The sequence below is a fragment of the Streptomyces sp. UNOC14_S4 genome (assembly GCF_020740835.1).
GTDB lineage: Bacteria > Actinomycetota > Actinomycetes > Streptomycetales > Streptomycetaceae > Streptomyces.
This window is the reverse complement of record NZ_JAINFC010000051.1, coordinates 1-24,644: the sequence shown is the minus strand read 5'-3', so window position 1 is coordinate 24,644 and position 24,644 is coordinate 1. Positions and strand designations below refer to the sequence as shown.

General features: G+C 72.4%; 16 protein-coding genes. 7 read left to right on the top strand and 9 right to left on the bottom strand.

What is annotated here, in order from left to right; all coding sequences use genetic code 11:
• Positions 1–39: 39 nt before the first annotated feature.
• Entirely contained in the window at positions 40–3,255 is a 3,216-nt protein-coding gene (locus K6I34_RS07345; protein WP_229323395.1) for a bifunctional cytochrome P450/NADPH--P450 reductase, read from the bottom strand.
• 242 nt (positions 3,256–3,497) lie between these two features.
• Between K6I34_RS07345 and K6I34_RS07340 the strand changes: the two genes are divergently transcribed.
• Positions 3,498–3,809, top strand: a complete 312-nt coding sequence (locus K6I34_RS07340; protein ID WP_229323393.1) for a DUF6412 domain-containing protein — start codon at positions 3,498–3,500, stop codon at positions 3,807–3,809.
• Between the two features lie 90 nt (positions 3,810–3,899).
• Positions 3,900–4,682, top strand: a complete 783-nt coding sequence (locus tag K6I34_RS07335) for a YidC/Oxa1 family membrane protein insertase (RefSeq protein WP_229323391.1) — start codon at positions 3,900–3,902, stop codon at positions 4,680–4,682.
• Positions 4,683–4,713: 31 nt separating this feature from the next.
• Here the strand turns inward: K6I34_RS07335 and K6I34_RS07330 are convergent, their stop codons facing one another.
• Genes K6I34_RS07330 through K6I34_RS07305 form a run of 6 tightly spaced genes read right to left on the bottom strand, consistent with a single transcriptional unit; the run spans position 4,714 to position 16,554 of the window.
• Entirely contained in the window at positions 4,714–5,373 is a 660-nt protein-coding gene (locus tag K6I34_RS07330; protein WP_229323390.1) for a formyltransferase family protein, read from the bottom strand.
• A 32-nt stretch (positions 5,374–5,405) separates the two neighbouring features.
• The gene (locus K6I34_RS07325) at positions 5,406–5,642 is read right to left on the bottom strand and encodes an MbtH family NRPS accessory protein (RefSeq protein ID WP_229323388.1); all 237 of its coding nucleotides are present in this window, start codon (positions 5,640–5,642) and stop codon (positions 5,406–5,408) included.
• Positions 5,639–6,886: a cytochrome P450 gene (locus tag K6I34_RS07320; protein WP_229323386.1), complete on the bottom strand. Its 1,248-nt coding sequence runs from the start codon at positions 6,884–6,886 to the stop codon at positions 5,639–5,641. The genes K6I34_RS07325 and K6I34_RS07320 overlap by 4 nt, the downstream gene beginning before the upstream one ends.
• Entirely contained in the window at positions 6,883–8,667 is a 1,785-nt protein-coding gene (locus tag K6I34_RS38585) for a type I polyketide synthase (RefSeq protein WP_229323384.1), read from the bottom strand. The genes K6I34_RS07320 and K6I34_RS38585 overlap by 4 nt, the downstream gene beginning before the upstream one ends.
• A gap of 37 nt (positions 8,668–8,704) precedes the next feature.
• Positions 8,705–10,537, bottom strand: coding sequence for an amino acid adenylation domain-containing protein (locus K6I34_RS07310; protein WP_229323382.1), 1,833 nt, complete (start codon positions 10,535–10,537; stop codon positions 8,705–8,707).
• Positions 10,534–16,554, bottom strand: coding sequence for a type I polyketide synthase (locus K6I34_RS07305; RefSeq protein WP_229323380.1), 6,021 nt, complete (start codon positions 16,552–16,554; stop codon positions 10,534–10,536). The genes K6I34_RS07310 and K6I34_RS07305 overlap by 4 nt, the downstream gene beginning before the upstream one ends.
• Positions 16,555–17,505: 951 nt before the next feature.
• On the opposite strand from K6I34_RS07305, the gene K6I34_RS07300 reads away from it, so the two are divergent.
• A complete protein-coding gene (locus K6I34_RS07300; RefSeq protein ID WP_229323378.1) occupies positions 17,506–18,852 on the top strand; it encodes an MFS transporter in 1,347 nt (448 codons plus the stop codon).
• Between the two features lie 3 nt (positions 18,853–18,855).
• Here the strand turns inward: K6I34_RS07300 and K6I34_RS07295 are convergent, their stop codons facing one another.
• On the bottom strand, positions 18,856–19,245 hold the full coding sequence (locus tag K6I34_RS07295; RefSeq protein ID WP_229323376.1) for a hypothetical protein: 390 nt from the start codon (positions 19,243–19,245) through the stop codon (positions 18,856–18,858).
• 171 nt (positions 19,246–19,416) lie between these two features.
• Between K6I34_RS07295 and K6I34_RS07290 the strand changes: the two genes are divergently transcribed.
• Together K6I34_RS07290 and K6I34_RS07285 are read left to right on the top strand one after the other, a co-directional pair.
• Complete coding sequence (locus K6I34_RS07290) at positions 19,417–20,655, top strand: sensor histidine kinase (RefSeq protein WP_229323374.1); 1,239 nt, start codon at positions 19,417–19,419, stop codon at positions 20,653–20,655.
• A complete protein-coding gene (locus K6I34_RS07285) occupies positions 20,643–21,293 on the top strand; it encodes a response regulator transcription factor (protein WP_229323372.1) in 651 nt (216 codons plus the stop codon). Before K6I34_RS07290 ends, K6I34_RS07285 begins: the two co-directional genes overlap by 13 nt.
• Before the next feature lie 10 nt (positions 21,294–21,303).
• Here the strand turns inward: K6I34_RS07285 and K6I34_RS07280 are convergent, their stop codons facing one another.
• On the bottom strand, positions 21,304–22,053 hold the full coding sequence (locus tag K6I34_RS07280) for a sirohydrochlorin chelatase (protein ID WP_229323370.1): 750 nt from the start codon (positions 22,051–22,053) through the stop codon (positions 21,304–21,306).
• A gap of 202 nt (positions 22,054–22,255) precedes the next feature.
• Here K6I34_RS07280 and K6I34_RS07275 point away from each other — a divergent pair, with 202 nt between their 5' ends.
• Together K6I34_RS07275 and K6I34_RS07270 are read left to right on the top strand one after the other, a co-directional pair.
• Positions 22,256–24,406 (top strand): molybdopterin oxidoreductase family protein, encoded by a 2,151-nt coding sequence (locus K6I34_RS07275; protein ID WP_229323368.1) that lies wholly within the window; start codon positions 22,256–22,258, stop codon positions 24,404–24,406.
• A partial coding sequence (locus K6I34_RS07270; protein WP_229323366.1) for an FAD-dependent oxidoreductase occupies positions 24,403–24,644 on the top strand: 242 nt, incomplete at its 3' end. The genes K6I34_RS07275 and K6I34_RS07270, both read left to right, overlap by 4 nt.

Genomic DNA, 24,644 nt, shown 5'->3' with positions numbered 1-24,644 from the left:
CCTCCCTGCCGCCCCCGCAACGGAGTCGGGCGGCCGTGGTCAGCCCGCCCAGACGTCCTCGACGTAGTGACCGGACCCGATGAGGGAGGCCAGCCACGCGGCGGCCTCCTCGGCGGACGCGCCGGTGTGCTCGCGGTGGATCGCCAGGAACGCCTCCCGCACCGCGGGGGCCATACGGCGGCCGTCGCCGCAGACGTGGACCCGGCCACCGGTTTCCAGGGCGGCCCGGACCTCCTGGCTCTCGCGCGCGATGCGGTCCTGGACGAAGCGGACACCGTCCTCGGGCGCGTGCATGAAGGCGGGGCGCATGCTGACGGCTCCGGCCGCCTCGGCGGCTTCGAACTCCTCCCGGTGGAGGTAGTCGACGTCGGGGTGGTCGCAGCCGAAGTAGCACAGCAGCGTTCCGGTCGCCCCGGTGTGCAGCCGGTCGAGGACCGCGCCGCGGAAGGGCGCCAGCCCGGTGCCCGCGCTGACCAGGACGACCGGCACTGACGGGTCCTCGGGAAGCCGGAAGGCCTCGCTGCACGGCAGCACCCGGGCCTGGAGGGTGTCACCGGCCGTCACGGTCCGGACGTAGTGCGAGGCGATGCCGTGGAAGTCGCCCTCGCCGCTCCGGTGCGGTGCGGAGACCAGCGACACCATCAGGTCCACCGCGCCGGGAGAGGCCTCGGCGGACGAGGAGATCGAGTAGTGGCGCGGGCGCAGGACCGGCAGCAGTTCCAGGAAGCGTTCGAAGGGCAGTGCGCAGGCCCGGTGGCGCTCCAGCAGGTCCAGGACGCTGCGTCCGGCTGCCGTCACCCGCTCGTGGAAGGTTTCGGGGTCCGCTGCGGCGAGTTCGGCCAGGGGGCGCTTCTCGGGCGGGCAGTCGGTGTGTTCGGCGAGCGTGGTGACCTGCTCCCGGGTGGCGGGGTCCTGCAGCTCCACGAAGTCGGTCAGCAGCCGGCGCAGGGTCAGCGGCCGGTCGACGGGCAGGGCGTTGCGGCTGCGGCGGCGTGCGCGCAGCCGGACGGTGCGGTCCAGGCCGAGGCCGAACCGGTCGGCGACCCGCCGCACCAGGGCATCCGGGTTGCGCGGGAGTACGGCCAGGTGGTCGCCGGTGCGGTAGGTGACGCCCTCGGGCAGCCGCAGCCTCAGGAAGCGCTTGGAGCGGCCGAGTTCGTGGTCCATGTCGACGAGCTCGTACGTGTCGAGCACCTCCATGGGCTGTACGCCGTGCCGTGCCGCGAGGCCGCCGGTGACCGACTCGGGGGTGTCCTGGAGCTCGTAGAGACCCTGGCCCTCCTCCGGCTCCGCGCTCGCCGCCGTCCCGGCCACCGGGGTGCCGTACCGCTCCAGCAAGGCGGTCCACAGGTCGCCCGTCCACCGGTCCACCGCGCCCGCGAAGTCACCGGAGGCATCGGCGGAGCCGCGCTCCAGCAGTGCCGTGGCACCGGCCGCCGCCAGGCGCTCGTCGATGAGGGAGGGGACGCGCTGGTAGGTGGCCGCCCAGTTGCGGTCGCCGACACCGAGCACGGCGTACCGGACACCGGCGAGCGAGCCCGGTGCGAGTCTCTCCAGCGACGCGACGAACTCGGCGGCGTCGTCGGTGGGCCTGCCGTTGTAGGAGGCGGCCACGATGACCACCGGGCCCTCGGCGGCACCCAGTTTGCCGACGTGGTCGTCGAGGGGTGCCACGGACGGGACGAACCCGTGCTTGTCGCCGTCCACGGCCAGATCGCGGGCGATGCCCGCGCAGGTGCCCAGGTTGGAGCCGTGCAGAAGGGTGAGCGCGGTGCCCGTGGCCCGTCGGGCCGCAGGGCTGTCCTGGACGGCGGGGGCGCCGCTCGCGGCGGTGGCGGGCCGCCGGCGCTCGCCACCGGTGCGCCGGGCCAAGGTGAGGGCGAACCCCTCGGGCTTGATGGTGAGGGTCTGCTTGATCCTCAGCCGGTAGTCGGTGTGGTCGACGAGCCGGTAGCGGTGCACCAGCAGGCCGAGCAGCAGGGTGGCCTCGTGCAGGGCGAACTGGCGGCCTATGCAGGCGCGTTCACCGTTGCCGAACGGTTTGAACAGATGGACCGGGCGCTTCTCCTCCCGCTCGGGTGCGAAGCGCTCGGGGTCGAACAGCTCGACGTTCTCGCCCCAGGCGGGGTCGCGGTGCAGGGCCGGGGTGTAGACCATCAGCGTCTCGCCCTCGCGCACCGCGTACTTGCCGCCGATGACGGTGTCCGCGAGGGGCTCCACGGCGAAGCCGGGAGCGGTCGGCCACAGCCGCAGGCTCTCGTTGAGCACCTGGCGGATGTAGGTGAGCCTGCCCACGTCGCCGTAGCCGGGTTCCGGGGCGTCCGTGTCCCCCCACAGGGCGTCCACCTCGGCCTGGGCCCGTGCGAGCACCTCGGGGTGCTTGGTGAGGTAGTACAGGGCGAAGGACAGGGCGCCGCTGGTGGTCTCGTGCCCGGCGATGAGGAAGGTGATCACCTGGTTGCGGATGTTCACGTCGTCCAGGAGCTCGCCGGTCACCGTGTCCCGGGTGTGCAGCATCCGGCCGAGCAGATCGTCCGTGCCCGTGTCACCGGATGCCCTGCGCCGCCGGACGACCTCGTCGACCAGGTCCGTCATCAGCTCGGCGTCCCGGCGGAACTGATCGGCCTGCTTCCGCTTGAACAGCTCCGCGCCCGGGAGGGATTCGGTCTTGTCCTGGACGAAGGCCAGCGCCCGTGACATCGCGCCGACGAAGGGGTGCGGCTGGTCGCGGCGGAAGGACCGGAAGTCGTAGCCGAAGCCGCACAGTCCGATGGTGTCGAAGGTCAGCCGCGTCATGTCCTCGGGAACGTCCACCGCCTGAGCCCCGGCGGCCGCCCGGTCCCACTTGGCGATCAGGGACCGGGCGACCTGGAGCATGGTGCCGTGGTAGTCGCGCATCGAGCCGAGCGAGAACGCCGGCATCAGGATGTCGTGGGCCTTGCGCCAGTTCGGCTCGTGGTGGAAGGCGGTGAACAGGCCGTCCCCGGCGAACCGGCGGATCTCGACGAGGTCCTGGGACACGTTCTTGCGGAACCGGGACTCGTCCGACAGCTCGGTCATCAGCTCCAGGCCGCCGACGAGGACGGTCCCGGTCCCGAAGGCGCGGATCCGGAACACCGGCCCCAGCTCCTTGAACTCCTTCATCAGGTGGCCGTGGCCGTCGGCGCCCCTGGGCAGGCCGAGGGCGTGGCCGATCAGGGGCAGCGCCGGACGCTCGGGAATCGCCTGGGCGGGGACGGCGGACGCGTGAGTCATGAGCGTGCCTTTCGTTTCGCTCCAGCAGTCGCTTGAGGGTCAACATACAGACGACATTGTCAGTCGACAATGTCCAGTGAATGTGTTGACCGACAAGGTCGTGTGACTCAACCAAAGGGGGGCGGTAGGCGTCCGGTTGCCGCCCTGCGCGGCGGTCCTGACGGCCAGGTACCGGCCAGGGCCGGTTACCATCTGAGGTAGCGTCAGCATCTGAACGCCTGAGCACAGGAGGGGAGGCCCGCATGGTGAATCACACCCTGCGCATGCACGTGAGCCTGCTCCTCCTCCTGTTCGGTGAGCTTCTGCTCGCCCACGGCGGCGGCCTCATGGGTGCCGTCGCCGTCGCCGCGACGGCCACTGTCGCGGCCGGCCTCGCGCTGAGCCTGATCACCGCCGCCGTCGCGAGCGGCACCGGTCCGCTCACCCCGACACGCATCCGCACCGCCATCCGCGACCGCGAATTCCGCACCGCGTTCCTGGCGCAGCGCGATCCCGACGCCCGGGGCCGTCGTCGGCCCCGAGCCCCCGGCCGTCCCCTCCCGACGGCCGCGTAGGCACCCGCAGCCCGGGGGCCTCCGCGGCTCGTCACGCCGATTTCCGACACCGAAATCCCGGCACGACGAGACCCGTTGGAGGGCTCTCCCATGCACGTCTTCGCACGCCTCGGCGCGCTCCTCGCCCACTTCGCCGACGCGCTCGCCCCGCTCTTCGGCGCCTCCGCGACGGCCGCCGCCATCGTTCTGCTGACCCTCGGGGTGCGGCTCGCCCTGCACCCGCTGTCCCGCTCCGCGATGCGCGGCGGGCAGGCCAGGGCCGCGCTCGCGCCGCAGGCGCAGAAACTGCGGCAGCGGCACAAGAACGACCCCGAGCGGCTGATGCGCGCGACGGGCGAGCTCTACGCCGAGGCGGGCGTCTCCCCGCTGAGCGGCATACTGCCCCTCCTCGTCCAGCTGCCGGTCTTCTTCCTGATGTACCGCCTCTTCTCCAGGGAGCCCGGCGGCGAGGGCCACGCCCTGCTCGGCGCGCCGCTCGGCGGCCGGTGGGCGGACGCCCTGCACCACGGCGGGCTCCTCGGGCCCCACGGCCTGGTCTACATCGGCCTGTTCGCCCTCGTCGCCGCCGTCGCCACCTGGACGTGTGTTCACGCCCGCAAGACCACGGCCGCGGCGTCGCTCTCCACGCGGGGCGACGCACGGGGCGACGCACGGGGCGACGCACGGGACGACGCGGCGGACCCGGCCGCGGCCATGGCGGCCAAGGCGGCCAAGGTCGCCCCGCTGCTCTCCTTCGGCACACTCGTCACGGTCGCCGTGGTGCCGCTCGCCGCGGCGCTGTACGTGGTGACCAGCACCACGTGGTCGGCGCTGGAACGCGCGTACCTCCAGCGGACGTGCACCCGGGACGGTGGTGCGCTACCCGCCGAGTGAGGCCTTCGGCCATGGTCTTCCGGTCATGCCTTCACCGCGCGTGGAGTGCCCACCTGCTGCCATCGACCGACGCCGTTCCGGGCAGCGCGATGAGTTCGGGTTTGAACAGCGGCGGCGCGTCCATCGCGGGTTCCCAGGTCGCCATCCTCTCGTCCTGCGGGACCTCGATCCGCCTGCCCTCGGCGAGGTCGGCGACCACCCGCACCAGCAACCGCACACCGAGCGGGGCCAGGTGCTCGCGCCACAGGCTCTGCGCGGTCGAGCCCGGAGGCACGAGCAGGTGCTCCTGTGCGGCGATCGGGCCGCCGTCGGTTCGCTCGGTGAGGTGGTAGACGCTCCCGCCCGTCACCTTGTCACCGTCGCGGACCGTCCACCGGATCGCGTCCCGGCCGCGGTGCAACGGCAGCAGGCTGGGGTGATAGCCGATGGCCGCGACGGCGGCCCTGGCACGCGTCCGGCGGCCGATGAAGGCGTGCGAATGCGCGGCGACGATGATGTCCACCCCGTCCGGGACATGCATCGCGCGCAGCTCGGCCGAATCCGTCCACGGGACGCTCCTGGGGTACGCCCAGGAGCGCAGGCGGTCCCAGGACAACGCGTTGCCCTCGTCGGAATGCCCCTTGCGCAGCCGGGGGGCGGCCACGCCCGCGATCCGGTGTCCTTCGTCCCACAGGGCATCCGCGACCTGCACCGCGAATTCCCCTTGTCCTGAAATATAGATGTTCACTCGCGCTCCCGGCGGTCGCTGGTCGGGTGTCTGTCCCAGGCCGTCGGCGTTCCCACCGGCGCCGTGGAGTTCTGCTCGACGTAGTCGAGGGCACCGTCGCGGCCGGGGCCGGAGTGGACGATCCGCCAGCCCTTCGGCAGCTCCAGATGCGGCCGCCACAGCGCGTGCTGTCCGGCGGCGTTCGCCACGACCAGCCAGTCGCCCTCGCCGCCGTCGAAGGGATTGCCGCTCATCGGTCGACCTCTTTCATTCCGGAGTGGTCGGGCCGGAACCGCACCGGCAGGGTGGAGAACCCGGTCAGGAAGTTGGACCGGATGCGCAGCGCCTCACCGGTCTGCTCGAACCCGGTCGTGAAGTCCCGCAGCGCCATGAGCAGTTCGGAGATCTCCACCTTGGCCAGGTACGAGCCCAGACAGAAGTGCGGGCCGTAGCCGAAGGCCAGGTGTTTGTTGGGGGTGCGGCCGAGGTCGAACGTCCCGGGCCTGTCGAAGATCCGCTCGTCCCGGTTGCCGGAGGCGTGCCAGAGCGTGACGATCTCGCCCGGCCGCAGCCGTACGCCGTGCAGTTCGGTCTCGCGGACGACGCTGCGCCCGAAGTGCATGGTGGGCGACGCCCAGCGCAGCACCTCGTCCACGGCGGTGTCGATCGCGACCTCACCGCCCTTGAGCCGCCGCCACTGCCCGGGCCGGGCCGCGAGTGTGCGGACGCCGTCGATCATCGTCAGCCGGCTGGTCTCGTCGCCGCCGATGATCAGGCTGTAGCAGTTGAGCACGACGTCCTCGTCGGACAGCGGCACACCGTCGATGGAGCTGCCGATCAGCATGCTGATCACGTCGTCGCCCGGCGACTCGCGCCGTTCCTCGACCATGTCCATGAAATACAGCAGGATCTCGTTGCGGGCCATCTCGGAGTCGAGCTCGTCGACGTCCTCGGCATCGGTCGACAGCGCGGTCCTGGTCTGGGTGAGCAGGTGGTCCCGGTCCTGCTCGGGCACACCGAGCAGGTTCGAGATCGTGGTCATCGGGATCCGGCTCGCGATCCGCTCGGCGAAGTCGCAGTCACCGGCCCCGACCGCCTCGCGGATCAGCTGCCGGGTGTTGACCCGCACCGCCGCCGCGACCTCGCTGAGGACTCTCGGCGAGAGCACCCGCTGAAGAATCTTGCGCAACTCGTGGTGCCGGTGCCCGTCGGTGACGGCCAGCATCCGGCCGGCACCGGCGTCACCGCCGCCCAGCAGCGTGACGAGCACATTGCCGCGCTCGGACGTGAAGTTCACGTCGTCCCGGTAGGTGGCCATGATGTCGTCGTGGCGGGAGAGCACCCAGAACCCGCGGCGGCCGTCGGCCGGAGGGTTCCAGTGCACCGGGGCGGTGTCCCGCAGGGTGCGCCAGAACGCGTCGAGGCCGAGGGCGTGGTCCGCGAACGTGTCCGGGTCGCCCAGGTCCACGGTGTCCAGTGTCGGCGTGCTCACGGTCACCAGTCCGTACGCCAGAACCGGCGCGGCCGGAACGGGTAGGTGGGCAGGGGCACGCGGTGGCTGGCCTCCCCCTGGTGCAGGGAGCCGAAGTCCACCTGCCGGCCGTTCACCCAGGCGGCGGCGAGGTCGAACAACGCCTGGGTGTCCTTCCCGGACGGCACGATCCCGTTGTCGTTGTGCCGCAGGGAGTCCACGTCCACCCGCGGCGCGGCACCGGTCGTGGCGGCCAGGCCGCGGGGGGTGTCGGCGGACAGTGCCTCGATCAGCTCCGCACGACTGCGGACCACGGCCGCCCAGCGGCGGCCCATCACCTTGCGGCCCAGGTTGAGGCTGAAGCAGACGTCGTCAAGACGCAGGCCGGGGTCGGCCACCAGCCGGTCCCTCAGCTTCGCGCGCTGACGGGCCAGCGCCTCGTCGTCCAGAGCGGACAGGGTCGCCAGTCGCGGCCTGCCGTCGGCCTCGGGGGCGCGCTCGGCGGGGGCCGGCGGCTCCTCCAGCACCAGGTGCGCGTTGTAGCCGCCGCCACCGATCGAGGTGACGCCCGCACGGCGGATACCGGACTCCGGCTCCCAGTCCGCCGGCTCCAGCTGTGGCACGAACGGGGTGCTGGGGAGGTCGAGGTCCTGGTTGACCTCCGTCAGGTTGATCGTCGCCGCCAGCTTCCTGTGGTACAGGGCCAGCACGGCCTTCATCGCGCCGAAGCCGCCCGACACCACACCGCCGTGGCCCACGTTGCCCTTGACCCCGCCGATCGAGGTGGTGCCGGTCTGCTTGCCGAACGCCATGCTCGCCGCGTGCACCTCGAGCTCGTCGGTCATCGGCATACCGAGACCGTTGGCCTCGTACAGGGACACGGTGTCCGGGGTGACGCCGCCGACCTCCATGGCGCTGGCGATGCACGCGCTCAGCCGCTCGGGCTGTGCCAGGCCGTAGGCCATCGCGCTGACACCGTTGTTGTTGATGGCCGAGCCCTTGACCACGGCGTAGATGTGGTCGCGGTCGGCGACGGCCTGTGCCAGCGGCTTGAGCAGCACCGTGACGACACCGCTGGACAGCGCGGTACCGGTGCCGTTGGCGTCGAACGGGCGGCAGTGGCCGTCCTTGGACAGGATGCGGTTCTCCTCCCACAGGTGACCACGGGGGTGCGGCAGGCGGACCATGGCGCCACCGGCGATCGCCATGTCGGTCTGGCCGAGCAGCAGCGACTGGCAGGCCAGGTGCACCGCGTAGTGGAAACCGGCGCAGACGGCGGCGACGGTGACGGCCTCGCCGGTCATCCCCATGTAGTACAGCGCGTTGGACGTCATGGTGTCCGGTGACCACGCCAGGCTCGCCTCGATCGCCTCGGGGCCGACCGACACCCGGTCCGGAGGGGAGCTGTAGAGCGCGGCGGTCTGCGGGTTGTTGGCGCCGTACATGCCTATCTCGGCGTCGACCCGGTCGGGGTCGTAGCCACCGTCCTCCAGCGTCTCCCACGCGCTCTCCAGGAACAGCCGGTTCTCCGGGGTCATCGCGGCCGCCATGCGGTCGCTGATGCCGAACACCGACGGGTCGAACCGGTCGTACCCGTCGAGTACGCCGCAGGCCCGTACGTAGAAGGGGCTGTGGATCAGGGTTTCGTCGACGTGGATGTCGTCCTTGGCCAGGAACGACACGCTCTCCCTGCCGTGTATGAGGTTGTCCCAGAACTGTTCCTTGGTGCGGGCGCCGGGCGCCCGGCACGACATGCCGATGACGGCCACATCGCCCGGGTCGTAGTCCTGCTCGGGGCTGTCGGTCACGGGAAGGCTCCTGCTTCGAGTCGGGTGGGGGAGTGGCTCAGCTGCCGGTGGAGGCGGCCCGGCCGCGCAGCGCGGCGCGGCGGGTGCCGGCACGGAGGCGAGCCGACCGGACCACCTCGGGCGTGGCGCCGCTCTCGTCGTCGAGCCAGCGGCCGAGGGAGGCGATGTCACGGAAGCTGAACAGGTCGGGCACGCGGACGCGGCGGCCGAACCGCCGGGTCATCATCCTGGCCAGCCGGACGAGCAGCAGCGAGTCGCCGCCGAGGTCGTAGAAGGCGGCCCGGACGTCGATACTCGCCGGTTCGAGGTCGAGCAACTGGCCCCAGATCTCCGCCAGCGCCACCTCCGTCGGTGTGCCGGCGGCGGTCGCGGGACCCCCGGTTCCTGCAGTCGGCGGCTCGGGGAGCGCGGCGCGGTCGAGCTTTCCGCCCGGCGCCAGCGGAAGCGCGCTCAGGAACACGATCGCCCCGGGCACCATGTGGTCGGGCAGCTCGGCGGCGAGCTTGCCGGTGATGGCGGCCCGCAACCCGGCGTCCGGCCGGACACCGTCCCGGGCGTCGCCCTCGGGTACGACGTAGCCGACGAGTCTGCGGCCCCGTACGTCGGCGGCGGCCTCCCGGACCCCGGGGCAGCCGGTCAGCCGGGTCTCGACCTCTTCCAGCTCGATGCGGTGGCCGCGCACCTTGACCTGGTTGTCGGTGCGGCCGACGAACTCAAACTCACCGCTGTCGGCCGACTTCACGACGTCGCCGGTGCGGTACATGAGTTCGCCGTCGAGGAACGGGTCCGGCAGGAACCGTTCGGCGCTGGTGCGCGGCCGGCCGAGGTAACCGTGGGCGAGGCCCGCGCCGCCGAGGTACAGCTCGCCGGGCACACCGGCCGGCAGCGGCTTCAGGTTCTCGTCGAGCACGTACACCCGGGCGCCGGCCGACGGCGAGCCGATCGTGGGCTCACCGGTCCCGTCCTTCGGCACCGGCCCGAACGTGCAGAAGACGGTCCCCTCGGTGGGGCCGTAGGCGTTGAAGACCCGGTCGGCGCCGGTCTCCTCGTACACCCGGTCCACCAGCTTGCGCCGCAGGGGCTCGCCGCCGAACACGACCGTGCGCAGGTTCGGGGGCAGGCTGCCGGCGTCGAGCAGGGTGTTCATCACCGACGGGATGGCGTGGAGATGGGTGATCCTGTCGACGTACGGGCTCTCGGGCAGGTGGACGGCGCTCTCCACGAGCACGACGGCGCCGCCCCGGCACAGCGCGGGGAAGATCTCCATCACGGACATGTCGAAGCAGATCGAGCTGGCCGCGGAGACGCCGCTCAGGTCGCGGCCGGCGAGCGTCCGGTCCATCTCGGCCAGCATGGCGACGCAGCCGCGGTGCCGGATGGCCACGCCCTTGGGCACGCCGGTGGAGCCCGAGGTGTAGATCACGTACGCGGTGTCGGCGGGCACGACCGGCACGGGCCGTTCGCCGGGCTCGGCCGTCACGGTCCCGTCCAGCACGACCACGGTCGGGCCTGCCGGGCAGTTGGTCCGGGACGCGGGCGTCGTCAGCAGCAGGCGGGTCCCGCTGTCCCGGACCATGAAGTCCAGCCGCTCGGCCGGATACTTCGGATCCAGCGGCACATAGCAGGAGCCGGTGCGCAGGATGGCCAGGATGCCGACAAGCAGGTCGGGCGTGCGCTCGACGCAGATGCCGACCGGGACACCGGGACCGGCGCCCTCGGCGGCGAGCCGTCCGGCCAGCGCGCGGGACCGCTCGTGCAGTTCTCGGTAGGTCAGGACGCCGGCGTCGGAGTAGACGGCGGTGGCATCCGGGGTCTTGCCGGCTTGTCCGGCGAACTCGGTGTACAGGGTCAGGGTCTGGGTCTGGGTCACTGGTCCGTCTCCTCGGGACGGGGGCCCGGCGCGATGTCCTCGAGCGCCAGGTCGGGGTGGGCGATCGAGTCGAGGAGCACGGTGCGGTAGAGCGCGAGCAGCGCCGTCACCGTCTCCTCCTCCAGGTAGCTCGGTTTGTACTGGACGTGGCCGACCACCTCGCCGGAGATCTCGGCCATCGAGATCTCCAGGTCGAACTTGGCGATGTGCCTGCGCACCGGCAGCGGTTCGAGGGGCAGGGCGCCGTCGGGCGCGATGGTGTCGCCGATGCCGTGGAAGAGCTTGACGGAGCGCGGGAAGGCGTCCGCGGACAGCCAGTTCACGACGGTGTCGAACCAGGGGGAGCGGCCCTCGGCCCTCGGCGGCTTCAAGGCGGAAGCCAGCAGGTCGAGCGGGTAGTTCATGTGCTCCAGCAGGCCGAGCGAGAACGTGTGGACCTCGCGCAGCAGCTCCCGGAAACTGCGGTCGCCCGCGGGCTTCGCGCGTACCAGCACCGTGTTGAGGTAGTAGCCGATGGCGGACTCCCAGCCGGGCTCGCCGCGCTGGGCGATGGCGGTGGCCAGGACGGAGTCCTCGACGCCGGCCGCGCGGTTGAGCGTGGCGAAGAAGCCCGCCAGGACGACGGTGCTGAGCGAGACGCCTTCGCGTACCGCGAACTCCCTGAGCCCGCGGCTCTCCTCGGCGCTCCAGCGGAACGTGAGGTCGCGGCCCTCGTAGGTGACGCCGGGCGGCCGTTCCCTGGTGGACAGGTCGAGGTGGGCGGGCGGGTCGGCCAGTCGCCGCGCCCACCAGTCCAGTGCCGCGTCGGCCGCCGGGCCCGCCAGCCACTGCCGCTCCCACTCCACGAACTCCGTGTAGGGCGCGACCGGCTTGACGCCTTCGGGGTCGGCGCCCTCGTAGAACTCCTGCAGTTCGCGGATCATCACGTCGGCCGACGCCGCGTCCGACGCGATGTGGTGCACGAGCACCAGCAGGTAGTGGTCCGCGGGCCCGCGCGTCATCAGCACCACGCGCACCAGAGGCCCGTTGTCCAGGTCCAGCGGCAGGTGCCCGCACGTGGCGAGTTCCTCGCGGGCCTGTTCGTCGTCCAGGTCCGTGCTGTCCACGACGAGGAACTCGTACACCGGCTCGTCCAGGACGACCTGGTACGGGCTGCCGCCCGCCTCGGCGAAGACCGTGCGCAGCGCGGGATGCCGTGCCATCACGGCCCGCACGGCGCGGTCCAGCGCCTGTTCGTCGACCGCCGCCCGGATCCGGGCGGCCACCATGAAGTTGTAGGGCACGGCGTCCGGGTCGACCTGCTGCATGAACCACAGCGAGGCCTGGCCGTGCGATGCCGGTGCCAGTGCGAAGCCGAGGCCGTCGGCGCGCAGCTGGTCGAGGGCCGGTGCGTCGGTGGGGTCCAGCAGCCCGCGCGCGGCCAGTTCCTCCACCAGTTCCTCCGCGTCCACGTCGGACAGCTCGTCGAGGAATGTCCGCCGAGGCGCGATCTCGGGCGTCGGTGCCGGTGCCGGGTCGGCCACCGTCTGCGGCTGCGGACCCGGCGTCCGCGCCGTCCCGACCGCCGTGTCCGCGGTCGGCCGGCCGATGACCTCGGTGAGGTGGCCGAGGAGTTCGGAGACGGTCCGGCCGTCGAGGAACACCACCGGCGACACCCGCTGCCCGAACAGCGACTGCACCCGGTTGACCAGGCGGATCGCCAGCATCGAGTCGAGGCCGAAGTCGCGCAGGCTCGTACCCTCCTCGAACCTGTCCTCCGGGACGCCCAGCACGTCGGCGATCTCGCCGAGAACGACCTCCGCCACCGGCCTGTCCGCCGCGGGCGCGGCCACGTTCACCGTCTCGGCCACTGCCTCGGCAACGGTCTCGACGACCGGCGTCGGCGCGGCTTGGGCGCGCGGTTCGGCGTCCAGCCAGTAGCGGTCCTTCTGCCACTGCACGAGCGGGGTCTCCACGACCTCGACGTCGTCGGCGAACAACGTGTCGAAGGTCAGCGGGATGCCCCTGACGTACAACGACGCGGCGGCATCCAACAGGCAGCGGAGATCGCTCTCGTCGCGCCGCAGGGAGTTGACCGCGTGCACCCGGGCACCACGGGTCAGCGCGATCTCCTCGACCGCGCCGCGCAACGTCTCGTGCGGGCCGATCTCGACGAAGGTGCCGACACCGTCCTCGACCAGCGCGCCGATCGTCTCCGCGAACCGGACCTGGTTGCGCAGGTTGTGCACCCAGTACTCGACATCGGCGACCGGGTTCACCGTGTCGGCCAGTGCCGTGGAGTGGAAGTCGATGCCGCCGGTCAGCGGGGTGATGCCGTCGATGAGCTCGCGCAGCGGCGTGATCAGCGGATCCATGCCGGGGCTGTGCACCGGCCGTTCGACCCGGATGTTCCGGGTCGGGATCCCGGCCTGCCGGAGGTCGGCCTCCAGGGCGCGGACGGCTTCGGGCGAACCGGAGACCGCCGCGCTGGTGGGGCTGTTGACCACGGCGACGGCCGCGTGCCCGGCGTACGGGGCGAGCCATGGCAGCAGATCCCGCTCCGGCAGGTCGACCGAGATCATGGCGCCCGGGGCCGCCTTCCGTTCGAGCAGGTGCGACCGGGCGACCACGACGCGGGCGGCGTCGTCCAGCGACAGCACACCGGCGACACACGCGGCCGCGACCTCGCCCAGGCTGTGCCCGATGACGGCGGCCGGCCGGACGCCGAGTCCGAGCCAGACCTTCGCCAGCGAGACCTGCAGGGCGAACAGGACAGGCTGCTGGAAGTCCATCTCCTCGAAGCGGGCCCGGTCGGCCGGGGCATCGAGCTGGTCGAGCACCGAGCAGCCGCCCGCCGCGCGCACGGCGGCGTCGCAGGCGTGCATCCATGTGCGGAAGCCGGCGTGCGAGCGCATCAGCTCCCGGCCCATGCCGACCCAGTGCGTTCCGCCGCCGGAGAACACCAGCGCCACCCGCCGGTCGCTGTTGCCGACGACCGTGCCCGTGACGACGTCGGGGTGCGGCCGGCCTGCGGCGACCCGGGCGAGTCCGTCCAGGACGTCCTGACGGTTGCGGGCGAACAGTACTGTCCGGTGGTTCTGGTGGGTGCGCCTGGTCGCGAGCGTGTAGGCGAGGTCGGAGACCCGCAGGCCCGCGTCACGCTCGACGTGGTTGGACAGCTCGCGGCAGGTGTCGGCCAGCGCCGCCGCCGAGTGCGCCGTGACGGGGACGAGGTACGGCCGTTCGTCGTGCGGCCGTTCGTCGGCCGCGAGGCCGCCCTGGCCCGGCGTGACGTGCCGTCCCCGGTCACCCGCGAGGAACGGGCCCGCCGTGACCGGGTGCCCGGCGGCGTACAGCGCGCCGAGCGAGCCCAGCAGGGTGAGGGCCTCGTCGGAGCCGCGCCGGAGCGAGGGCAGGGTGGTCGCCGTCAGGACCTCCGCCACGGACTTGAGCAGGACGGGATGCGGACTGAGTTCGACCACCGCGTCGATGTCGTGGTCGCGCAGGGTCGTCAGCGCGTCGACCACCCGGATCTCCCGGCGCAGGTTGTCCGCCCAGTAGTCCGGCCCGAGTTCCGCGCCGTCGACGAGCCCGCCGGTGACCGTCGAGATCATCGGGATACGCGTGGACCGGGGCGCGATGCCGGCGAGTTCGGCCTTCAGCGGGGCGAGGACGTGGTCGACCAGCGGCGAGTGCGGCGCGTGGCCCATCCGCACCCGGTGGGTCGTGATGCCCTCCTCGGTCAGCCGCTCGATCAGTCCGTCGATCTCCTGCGGTGTGCCGGTGACCAGCGTGGAGTTCGGGCCGTTGTGGCCGGACACCGTGAGCTGGCCGGTCAGGTGCTGCTCGACGACGTCCGCGCCGGCCGTGACGACGATGCCCTCGCCGCGTCCGACGGCCAGCTGCTGGAGGAGCCGGCCGTGACGGGCGGCCAGGAGGGAGGCGTCCTCGAAGCCGAGTGCGCCGGCGATGTGGGAGGCGGCGAACTCACCGACGCTCTGTCCCAGCACGACGTCCGGCTCCACCCCCAGCGAGCGCCAGGCGTCGGCCAGCGCGACCTGCAGGGAGAACAGCAGCGGCTGGAAGACGTCCATGTCGTCGATGCGGCCGTCGGGCGCCAGCAGCTGGTCGATGAGCGAGAAGCCCAGCAGCTCCCGCATCCGCTTGTCGGAGCGCATCATGGACCGCCGGAACACGGGCATCCCGGCGAGCAGCTGCCTGCCCATGCCCACCCACTGCGAACCGTTGCCCGAGAACAGGAACGCCACCCGGGGCCTGCGCCCGGTCTTCTCCCCGGCGCTCAGCCCGGCAGCCGCCGTGCCGGCGGTGAAGGCGTCCAGCTGCCCCCGCAGCTCGGTCATGTCGCGGGCGGCGGCCGCGAGCCGGAAGCGTCCGTCGCCGGGCTGCCGTCGGCAGACCGCCCGCAGGTCGTTCTCGTCGCGCAGTGCCGTGGCCGCCTTGGCCAGTGCCTCCGGGGAGTCCTCGGCCAGCAGGAGGAGCGAGCCCTCGGGGCGCGGCAGTTCCTCGACGACGACGTGGCAGATCGCGCCGCCGAAGCCGAACGAGCTGACGCCCCCGCGCCGCGCGTCGGACCGCCGCGGCCACGCGGTCAGCCGGTCCTGGACCGTGAGGTTGTACTCGTCGAACAGGATCTGCGGGTTCGGGGAGGCGTAGTGCAGGCTCGCGGGCAGCACGCCGTTGCGGATCGACAGCGCGAGTTTGACCAGGCCGACGATGCCTGCGGCCGCCTCCAGGTGCCCGACGTTGGACTTGACGGAACCGAGCCGCAGCGCCTCCCGGCGGTCACCGCCCAGGACCGCGCCGATGGCATTGGCCTCGATCGGGTCGCCGAGGGGCGTCGCGGAGCCGTGGCATTCGATGTAGTCCACGAGGGACGGCGCGATCCCGGCTCGGCGGTACGCGGTGCGCAGCATCAGCTCCTGCGCCTGGGGGTTCGGCGCGGTCATGCCGTTGCTCAGGCCGTCGTTGTTGGACGAGCTGCCCTTGATCAGGCAGTACACCGGCAGTTCGCGTTCGAGCGCCACGCTCAGCGGGGCGAGCACGACGACCCCGGCCCCCTCGCCGCGGACGTAGCCGTCGGCGCGGGCGTCGAACGACTTGCAGCGGCCGTCCGGGGCGAGCGCTCCCATCCGGTCCATGGCGGTGTAGTAGTCGGGGGCGAAGCTCAGGTTCACGCCGCCGGCCAGCACCAGCTCGCTCTCGCCCAGCCAGATCGACTGGCATCCCACGTGCACCGAGACCAGCGATCCGGCGCAGGCGGCGTCGATGGCCATGCTCGGGCCCTGCAGGCCGAGGACATAGGAGACGCGGTTGGCGATGATGCCGTCGTGCATGCCGGTCGCGGTGTGCGGAGTGATCTGGCTGCCGGGACCGCGATAGTGCGCCAGCGCGGCGTAGTCGCTCCAGCAGGAGGCCATGAACACGCCGGTGTCACTGCCGACGAGGCTCATGGGCGCGATACCCGCGTCCTCGAGTGCCTCCCAGGCCAGCTCCAGCGTCAGGCGCTGCTGCGGGTCCATCTGGACCGCTTCCCGGGGCGAGATGCCGAAGAACAGCGGGTCGAACCGGTCGATGCCGTCGATGAACCCGCCCCAGCGCACGCTGTCGCCCAGCAGCTCGCGCCGCGCCGCCGGTACCGGGCCGACGGCGTCGCGGCCCTCGGCCAGCAGCTTCCAGAACGAGGCCGGGTCCGGTCCGCCCGGGAAGCGGCAGCCGATGCCCACGATCGCGATGGGCTCGTGGCTCGCCACCCGGCGATCGTTGCCCGGTGCGGCGGTTTCCGCGGCGCGGGGACCGTCGACGAGCGCGCGGCTCAGTTCGTCGACGGTCGGGTACTGCCACAACCAGGTGACCGGGACTTTCCAGCCGAGGAATTCGGACAGCGAGGCGGCAAGGGCCGTCGCCTTCACCGATTCCAGACCGTACTGGTGCATCGGTGCCCAGCGGTCCACCGCGTCCTCGGACACGTCCAGCAGCTCGGCGAAGCGAGAAAGCAGAAAGTCTGTTACGGCGCGCACAGTGCGCGCTCCGCGCTCTTGGGGCATTTCGCTCCTCGGCAGGGCGGACGGAAGGGGCTGGAAGGGGTTGCCGTCGGCGGATCGGAGGCTCGGAAGCGCCGTTCAACCGCGTCATGGCGGCGGGATGGAGGCAGCTCGGCACACATATGGCCATCCGGGCCGCGCGGCCGGGGACGGCGGTGCTCGAAAGAGGCGGTCAGCGGCCGGAAAGCCGGGCCGAGCGGTCGCGTATGCGCGGCGCGTGGCCGGTCACCGGCCGGCTCGCGCCGTCACGGCCCAACGGGGCGATTCCTCAACCGCTTTCGCTGTTGGTGAGTCCGCCCCGTCGCTTCAGCCCGGACGCGCTCGCCGGGCTGTCTCCGGCCGCGCCCGGTGCCGCGACGATCTCGTCGGCCGAGCTGGAACACGGCGGGATCGAGAAAAGTGAAGCCAATGATTGCACTGTGACTGCCCCCGTTGAGTCGTCCTGACCGAATCGGATCACGACCCGATTCGGAATCGCTGCCCGGCGCTGCCGGGCGAGCTCAGGGTTCGCTTTACCCAGGTGGATCGCATGACGAGGTGCTTGCTTGATCGGCGGACGTCAGATTGCCACTCTGTGACTGATGAGACAAGAGTGACTTGATGGGCGAAAGGTGAACTGGCGAGATCTGACTCCCGGTTGGCCGGTTCGCTCGGCGCCCGGCGAGGTTGGTGAGGTCGGCGATGCCAGCGATGCTGGCGAGGTCAGGGACGTGTGAACTGGGCGCTGTTTCCAGCCAGTCGAAAAGCAGATGGTTGACCTGCTGTGCGGCGCGGTGATCGGCTTACGGAATTCGTATACGGCCCGCCTGGGAGAGGAATCAGCACCGCTATGCGCGACAGATCAGTCATCGGCCGCCGCCGTGACGGCGGCTCGGCCACCGCCACCGTGGTCGATGCCGACGGCGAAGAGTTCCCCGGCAGGCCCGCATGACCGGCGTCGCGACGATGCCGCGGCACAGATCGGGCCTGGCGCTCGGGGTGCTGGCCGGGGCGCTCGCCCTGGACCTGAGCGGAATGGCCGTCCTGAACGCGGCCCTGCCGGCTGTCGGGGCACGGTTCGGCCTGGGCGATACCACTCTCCAGTGGGTCATGACGGCCTACTCCGTCACGTTCGCCGGTTTCCTGCTGGTGGGTGGCCGACTGGCCGACATGCTGGGCCGACGGCGGGTCTTCGAGGCCGGGGTCGCCCTGTTCACCGTGGCCGCGCTGGCCGGGGCCCTGGCGCCGGACGGTGCGGTGCTGCTCGGCGCGCGGGCGGTCCAGGGAATCGGCGCGGCCCTGTCGGGCCCGGCCGCGCTGGCCCTGCTGACCGAGGTGTTCCCGTCGGGAGCGGAGCGCGGCCGTGCGCTGGGCGTGTACGCCGCGGTCGGCGCGGCCAGCTTCAGCGGCGGGATGCTGCTGGGGGGTGTGCTGACCGAGTTCCTCGGCTGGCGGTCGGTCCTGTGGTTCTCGGTGGCGCTCGGAGTGCTCGTGCTCGCGGTCACGCGGGCCGGATTGCCCGACGGGGCGGGGCGCAGGGGCCCGTTGGACCTGGCCGGTGCGATATCCGGCACCCTCGGCCTCGCGCTGCTCGTCGTCGGCGTGAGCCTGGGCAGGATGTGGGCATGGGGAGTCATCGGTGCCGCGGTGGTCTTCCTGGTGCTCTTCGTCGTGCGCGAACAGCGCACGGCCGACCCGCTGTTGCCGCTCGGCCTCTTCCGGATTCCGGCGGTGCGGCTCGCGACCGCGGCGGCGTTCCTCCAGTACACGGCGTCGGTGGGGATCGTGTTCTTCGCGCCGCTGTATCTGCAGGGGATGCTGGGATACTCCCCGGTCGAATCCGGACTCTCCCTGGTGCCGATGTCGCTGACGGTGTTCCTCACGGCCACCTTCGCCACCGGACGGCTGCTGGCCAGGTACACCCCGCGGACACTGATGGCCGTCGGGCTCGTGCTGATCGGCGCGGGGACGGCGCTGTGGACGACCACTCCGCAGCACGGCAGCTACGTGCTGCACGTGATGCCCGGACTGGTGATCAGCGGCCTCGGCCAGGGACTGAACTTCCCCGCGATGACGACGGCGGGGCTCACCGGCGTCCCGCCGCACCAGCACGCGGTCGCCGGGGCGGCGAACGTCGTCGCGCAGCAGATCGGTTCCAGCGCCGGAGTCGCGGTCCTGGTCCTGATCGCGGCGACCGGCGACAACCGGCTGACGGGCTATCACCTGGCCTATCTCGCGGCGGCCGCCGCCTGCGTGGCCGGTGCCGCGGGCATCGCGACGGTACGGCGGAAATGAGCGTCAGCAGGAGGGCCGTCGCGGGCGGAAGAAGTAGGCGAGGTCGACGACCACCAGCCCTGCCCAGAGGATCAGGGGGGTGGTGACCTCGCCGGGGGTGAGGACCGTCGCGAGGGTGCCGAGGGCCAGCGAGACGACCACGACCGTGAGCGCGATCCCGCGTTCGCGGGTCATGGCCCGCTGGAAAGGGCCGGACTCGGCCAGCCGCTCGGCGTACAGCTCGTCGAACGATTCTGCGACGCGGTCGTCGATCCGGTCCCCGAAACGTTCGACGAACCGGTCCACGGCGGCCCCGTCGCCGTCGTCCTGCGGGGTCTCGGCAGGCCCGGGGCGCGGCGAGCCCGTGCCGGGGAACACCGGGTGGTCGGCTGGTGTGCGGGGACGCTCGGTCATGGGATGTGTCTCCTGAAGACATGCCTGGAGTGAGTGACGTGGACAAGTCTTCCCGCGCCGCGTGCCCGGGTCGGTAGCGCAGGGGCCCGACTCGGTGGTGGTGCCTGCTTCACCCCCGATCCGGATGCACGGTGCATGGCACGCCCTCGTCCGCGGTTCTACCGTCGGGCCATGGAGATTCCCCCGGAGCTGCGGCGTGTGTCCCGTCGGGCGCGACGGGACATCGGCTTCCTGGCGGCCGGTGTTCCGCCGCACCTCGCCCTGGCGCCGTTGTGGATCTGGGGAGCGGCCGTCGTCGCGACGACGCGGAACTGGCTTCTGCTGCCCGCGCCGTTCGTTCTGATCCTCCTCGCGGTCCCGCTGCTGACGGCCGTTCAACGAGGCCGGTACCGAGCGCTCCTCGGAACGGACATCCCCCGGCCGCGGCCCGTACCGGAACGGCGGTCGCCGGTGTCCGCCGTCCGATGGCTGTCCTCGGCCCGGACCTGGTGCCAGGTCGGATACCACCTTCTGCTCGGCCCGCTCCTGGCCGCCCTGGAACTGCTGGTGCTCGCGGCGGGGGCCGCGGGCCTGGCGGGCGCCACCGTATACGGGTGGGTCTGGGCGCTGCCGGTGTGGACGCGCCTGGACTTCTTCGGCCACGCGACGCAGGTGTACTGCACCGTGGGCGGCGTCGCCCTGCTGTGCGCCGCGCCCTGGGCGGCGGGGGCGGCGGCCCGGGCCGAGAGACGGCTCGCGCCCGCGCTGCTCGGCCCCGGCCGGGCCCAGCGGCTTCAGCAGCGTGTCGAGCGCCTGGCCGAGAGCCGCACCGACCTGATCGAAGCCGTCGACGCCGAGCGCCGCCGCATCGAACGCGACCTGCACGACGGCACCCAGCAGCGGCTCGTCTCCCTCGCGGTCAATCTGGGCCTGGCCGTGGCCACGCTCGAGGATCTGCCGGACGAGGCCCGCCAGGTGATCGAGGAAGCACACCGCGAGGCGAAGGAGACCATCGCCGAACTCAACGACCTGGTACGCGGGTTGCACCCGGCCGTCCTGGAGGACCGTGGCCTGGACGCGGCGCTGTCCGGGCTGGCCGCCCGGGTACCATTGCCGGTGCGCCTGCGGGTCGATATCGAGGGGCGGGTGGCACCCACCGTGGAGTCGGTCGCGTACTTCGTGGTCTCCGAGGCGCTGACCAACGTGACCAAGCACGCCCGCGCGACGCGTGCGGAGGTGACTGTCGGACAGATCGGGAAGGTGCTGCGGGTGAATGTCACCGACGACGGGCTGGGCGGCGCCGACGCCACCGCCGGTACGGGACTGAGCGGGCTGGCCAAGCGCGTCGGCTCCGTCGACGGCACCTTCCGCGTCAGCAGCCCCGTCGGCGGACCGACCACCGTCGCCGCGGAGCTGCCGTGCGGGCAGTGATCGCCGAGGATTCGGTGCTGCTGCGGGTTGGTCTGGTCAAGGTCCTGGAGATGGGCGGTTTCCAGGTCGTGGCCGCGGTCGGCGACGCGGAAGCGCTCTTGACGGCGGTCGAGGAGCACCGTCCCGACCTCGCCCTGGTCGACGTCCGTATGCCGCCGGGCTTCACTGACGAAGGGGTGCGCGCCGCACTGGTGATCCGCCGGTCATGGCCGCGGACGGCGGTGGTCCTGCTCTCGCAGTACGTGGAGGAGCGGTACGCGGCCGACCTGCTGGCGGCCAATACCAGTGGCGTAGGTTATCTGCTCAAGGAACGCGTCGCCGATGTCGGGGAGTTCGTGGCCGCGGTACGGCGGGTGACGGACGGGGGCACGGCGCTGGATCCGGAAGTCGTCGCCCAATTGCTGGTGCGGCGCCACAGCGACCCGCTGGAACGGCTGACCCCGCGCGAACGGGAGGTGCTCGGCCTGATGGCCGAGGGACGCTCCAACACCGGCATCGCCGAGACGCTGGTGGTCAGCGACAGCGCGGTCGCCAAGCACATCAACAGCATCTTCGCCAAGCTCGACCTGCCCGCGGCCGACGGCGACCACCGCCGCGTCCTCGCCGTGCTGCGGTTCCTCGGCGCTTCCCCGGCCTGAGCGGACGCCCTCAGCGAGGGGTGCCACCGGCGTCGTCGTAGCGGCGCAGGACGAGACGGGCGACGTCGTCGTGGGCGCCGAGCGGTGGCGAGGTGACGCAGCCACCGGACCGGCCCGCGCTGCGGGCGAAGTGGCCGGGCGCGATCAGGTAGCGGGCCACCGCGACGCGCCGGAACCCCCGCTCCCGCAGGTCGGCGACGGCCTGCGCGGGGGAGGGCGAGGCGGCGGACAGATACGACGGCACCACCGGCCGGCCCAGGCGCGACGCCAGCAGGGACGCCATCCGTTCGGTGCCCGCGTTCGCCCGCGGGTCCGACGATCCGGCGGCGGCCAGCACCACCGCGTCGCGGCCGCGCGGGAGGGAAACGGGCGGCGAACCGGCCGACGGACCGGCCGTCGGCCAGCCCGATTCCGTGAGCCGGTCGGCCAGCGCGGCGGCCAGCAGCGGGTCCGGGCCGAGCGCGCCCGCCACGCGGGCGCGCAGGTGCGGCGCGTGGGCGAGGCGGTCCGGGATGTCGGTGTGGACGTGGTACCCGGCGCCGAGCAGCAGTGGCACCAGGACGGCGGTGCCGCGCAGCCCGGCGAGCACCTCGGTCAGCGTGGGCCGCAGCAGGTCCAGGCAGCCGATCTCCACCCGCAGACCGGGCCGCAGCACCCGTACCCGGTCCAGCAGTCGCCCGATCGCGGCCGCCCCCTCCGGGTCGCGTGTCCCGTGCCCGACCGCGACCAGCGTCGGCCCGGTCGTTGCTGTAGTGCCCATGCGGCGGAGGATCGACCTGCCGTGTTACGCACAAGTGATTTCGCTGTCACGCGGAGGTAAGTGCGGCAGGCGGCCGCGTCAAGGATGATTGATGAAAACGCCATGCCGCTCACGTCCTACCGGCGGGCGCGTGAGACAGCCGTACCAGGGCCGCAACACGTGTGACCCGGCGGTGTAATGACCGGGGGTGACGCTCACTGCCATGACGACGACCAGCGGCGGCACCGACACCCACTGCCCGTACTGCTCCCTGCAGTGCGGCATGAGGCTGGGCGCGCACACGGCCGGCACTGCGGACATACCGGTGGTGCTGGAGCGGCCGGAGTTCCCCGTCAACCGGGGCGCGCTGTGCGGCAAGGGCCGCACCGCCGCGTCGCTGCTCACGTCGGCGTCACGGCTCACCGCCCCGCTGGTGCGCGACCGGCGCGGCGGGCCGCTGCGCGAGGCCACGTGGGACGAGGCGCTCGACCGGGTCGCCGGAGGTCTCGCGGACGTGGCGGAACGGTTCGGCCGGGACGCGGTGGGCGTCTTCGGCGGTGGTGGCCTGACCAACGAGAAGGCCTATCTGCTGGGCAAGTTCGCCCGCGTCGTGCTGGGCACCGCGAACATCGACTACAACGGCCGGTTCTGCATGTCCTCGGCGGCGTCCGCGAACCGGGCCGCCTTCGGCATCGACCGCGGCCTGCCGTTCCCGCTCGCCGACGTCGCCCGCGCGGGGTGCGTGATCCTGGCCGGCGCCAACCCGGCCGAGACCATGCCGCCCGCGCTGCGCTACTTCCGTGAACTGCGGGAGAACGGCGGCCGCTTGATCGTCGTCGACCCGCGCCGCACCCGCACCGCCGAACAGGCGGACCTGCACCTGCGGCCCGTGCCGGGAACCGATCTGGCCCTCGCGCTCGGCCTGTTGCACCTGGTGATCGCCGAGAAGCACGTGGACGAGGCGTTCGTCACGGCCCGCACCAGTGGCTTCGAGGAGGCCCGCGCGGTGGCGATGGCGCACTGGCCGGAGCGTGCCGAGCGGCTGACCGGGGTGCCGGTGCCGCTCATGCGGCAGGCGGTGGAGATGTTCGCCGGGGCCCCGACCGGCATGGTGCTCACCGCGCGCGGCTCCGAGCAGCACAGCAAGGGCACCGACACCGTCGGCGCGTGGATCAACCTGTGCCTCGCCACCGGCAAGGCGGGCCGCCCCGGCTCCGGCTACGGCTGCCTGACCGGCCAGGGCAACGGGCAGGGCGGCCGCGAACACGGCCAGAAGGCCGACCAGTTGCCCGGCTACCGCTCCATCGCCGACCCGGCCGCCCGTGCCCACGTCGCGCGCGTGTGGGGCGTGGACCCCGCGACGCTGCCGGGCCCCGGCCGCTCGGCGTACGAGCTGCTCGACACCCTCGGCCAGGACGGCGGAGTGCGCGCGCTGCTGCTCATGGGCTCCAACCCGGTGGTCTCCGCGCCGCGCGCCGCCCACATCGCCCGGCGCCTGCGCTCCCTCGACCTCCTCGTGGTGAGCGACTTGGTGCTCTCGGAGACGGCGGCCCTGGCCGACGTCGTCCTGCCGTCGGCGCAGTGGGCGGAGGAGACGGGCACCATGACCAACCTGGAGGGCCGGGTGATCCTGCGCCAGGCCGCGCTGGCCCCGCCCGAGGGCGTCCGCACCGACCTGCAGGTGCTGCGGGAGCTCGCCGCCCGTCTCGGCAGGGACAAGGGGTTCCCCGCGGACCCGGAGGAGGTCTTCGGCGAGCTGAGGCGCGCGTCCGCCGGGGGCCAGGCCGACTACGCGGGCATCAGCTACCGGCGGATACGCGCCGAGGACGGCGTCTTCTGGCCCTGCCCCGACGACGACCACCCCGGCACGCCACGGCTGTTCCTCGACCGCTTCGCCACACCGGACGGGCGGGCCCGCTTCGCGGCCGTCCCGCACCGCCCGGCGGCCGAGGAACCCGACGCGGACTTCCCGCTGTACCTGACGACAGGACGGGTGGTCGGCCACTACCAGAGCGGCGCCCAGACCCGGCGCGTCCCGGAGCTGGCCGCGGCGGCACCGGGCCCCTTCGTCGAGCTGCACCCCCATCTCGCCGGGCGGCTCGGCGTCGCCGAGGGCGAGCTGCTCGCCGTGACGAGCAGGCGCGGCCGGGCGGTGGCCCCGGCACGGGTGACCGACACGATCCGGCCGGACACCGTCTTCATGCCCTTCCACTGGGGCGGGGCCGGCCGGGCCAACTCGCTCACCAACCCCGCCCTCGACCCCACCTCCGGGATGCCGGAGTTCAAGGTGTGCGCCGTACGCGTCGAAGCCGTACGTGCCGAAGCCCTACGTGCCGAAGCCGTACGCGGCGAAGTCGAAAAGGCGGCGCGGTGAGCGGGTCGCGGGTCGCCGTCGTCGGCGCCGGGATGGCGGGCGCGCGGTTCGCCCAGCAGTTCCTCGCGCACGCCCCGGGCGCCGACGTCGCCCTGTACGGGGCCGAGCCGCGCGGCCCGTACAACCGCACCCTCCTCGCCGACGTCCTGACCGGCCGCTACGCCCCGGACGCCGTCGCCCTGACCTGCGGCCCGGGCGCGCGGGTGCGCACCGGCTGCGAGGTCACCGCCGTCGACAC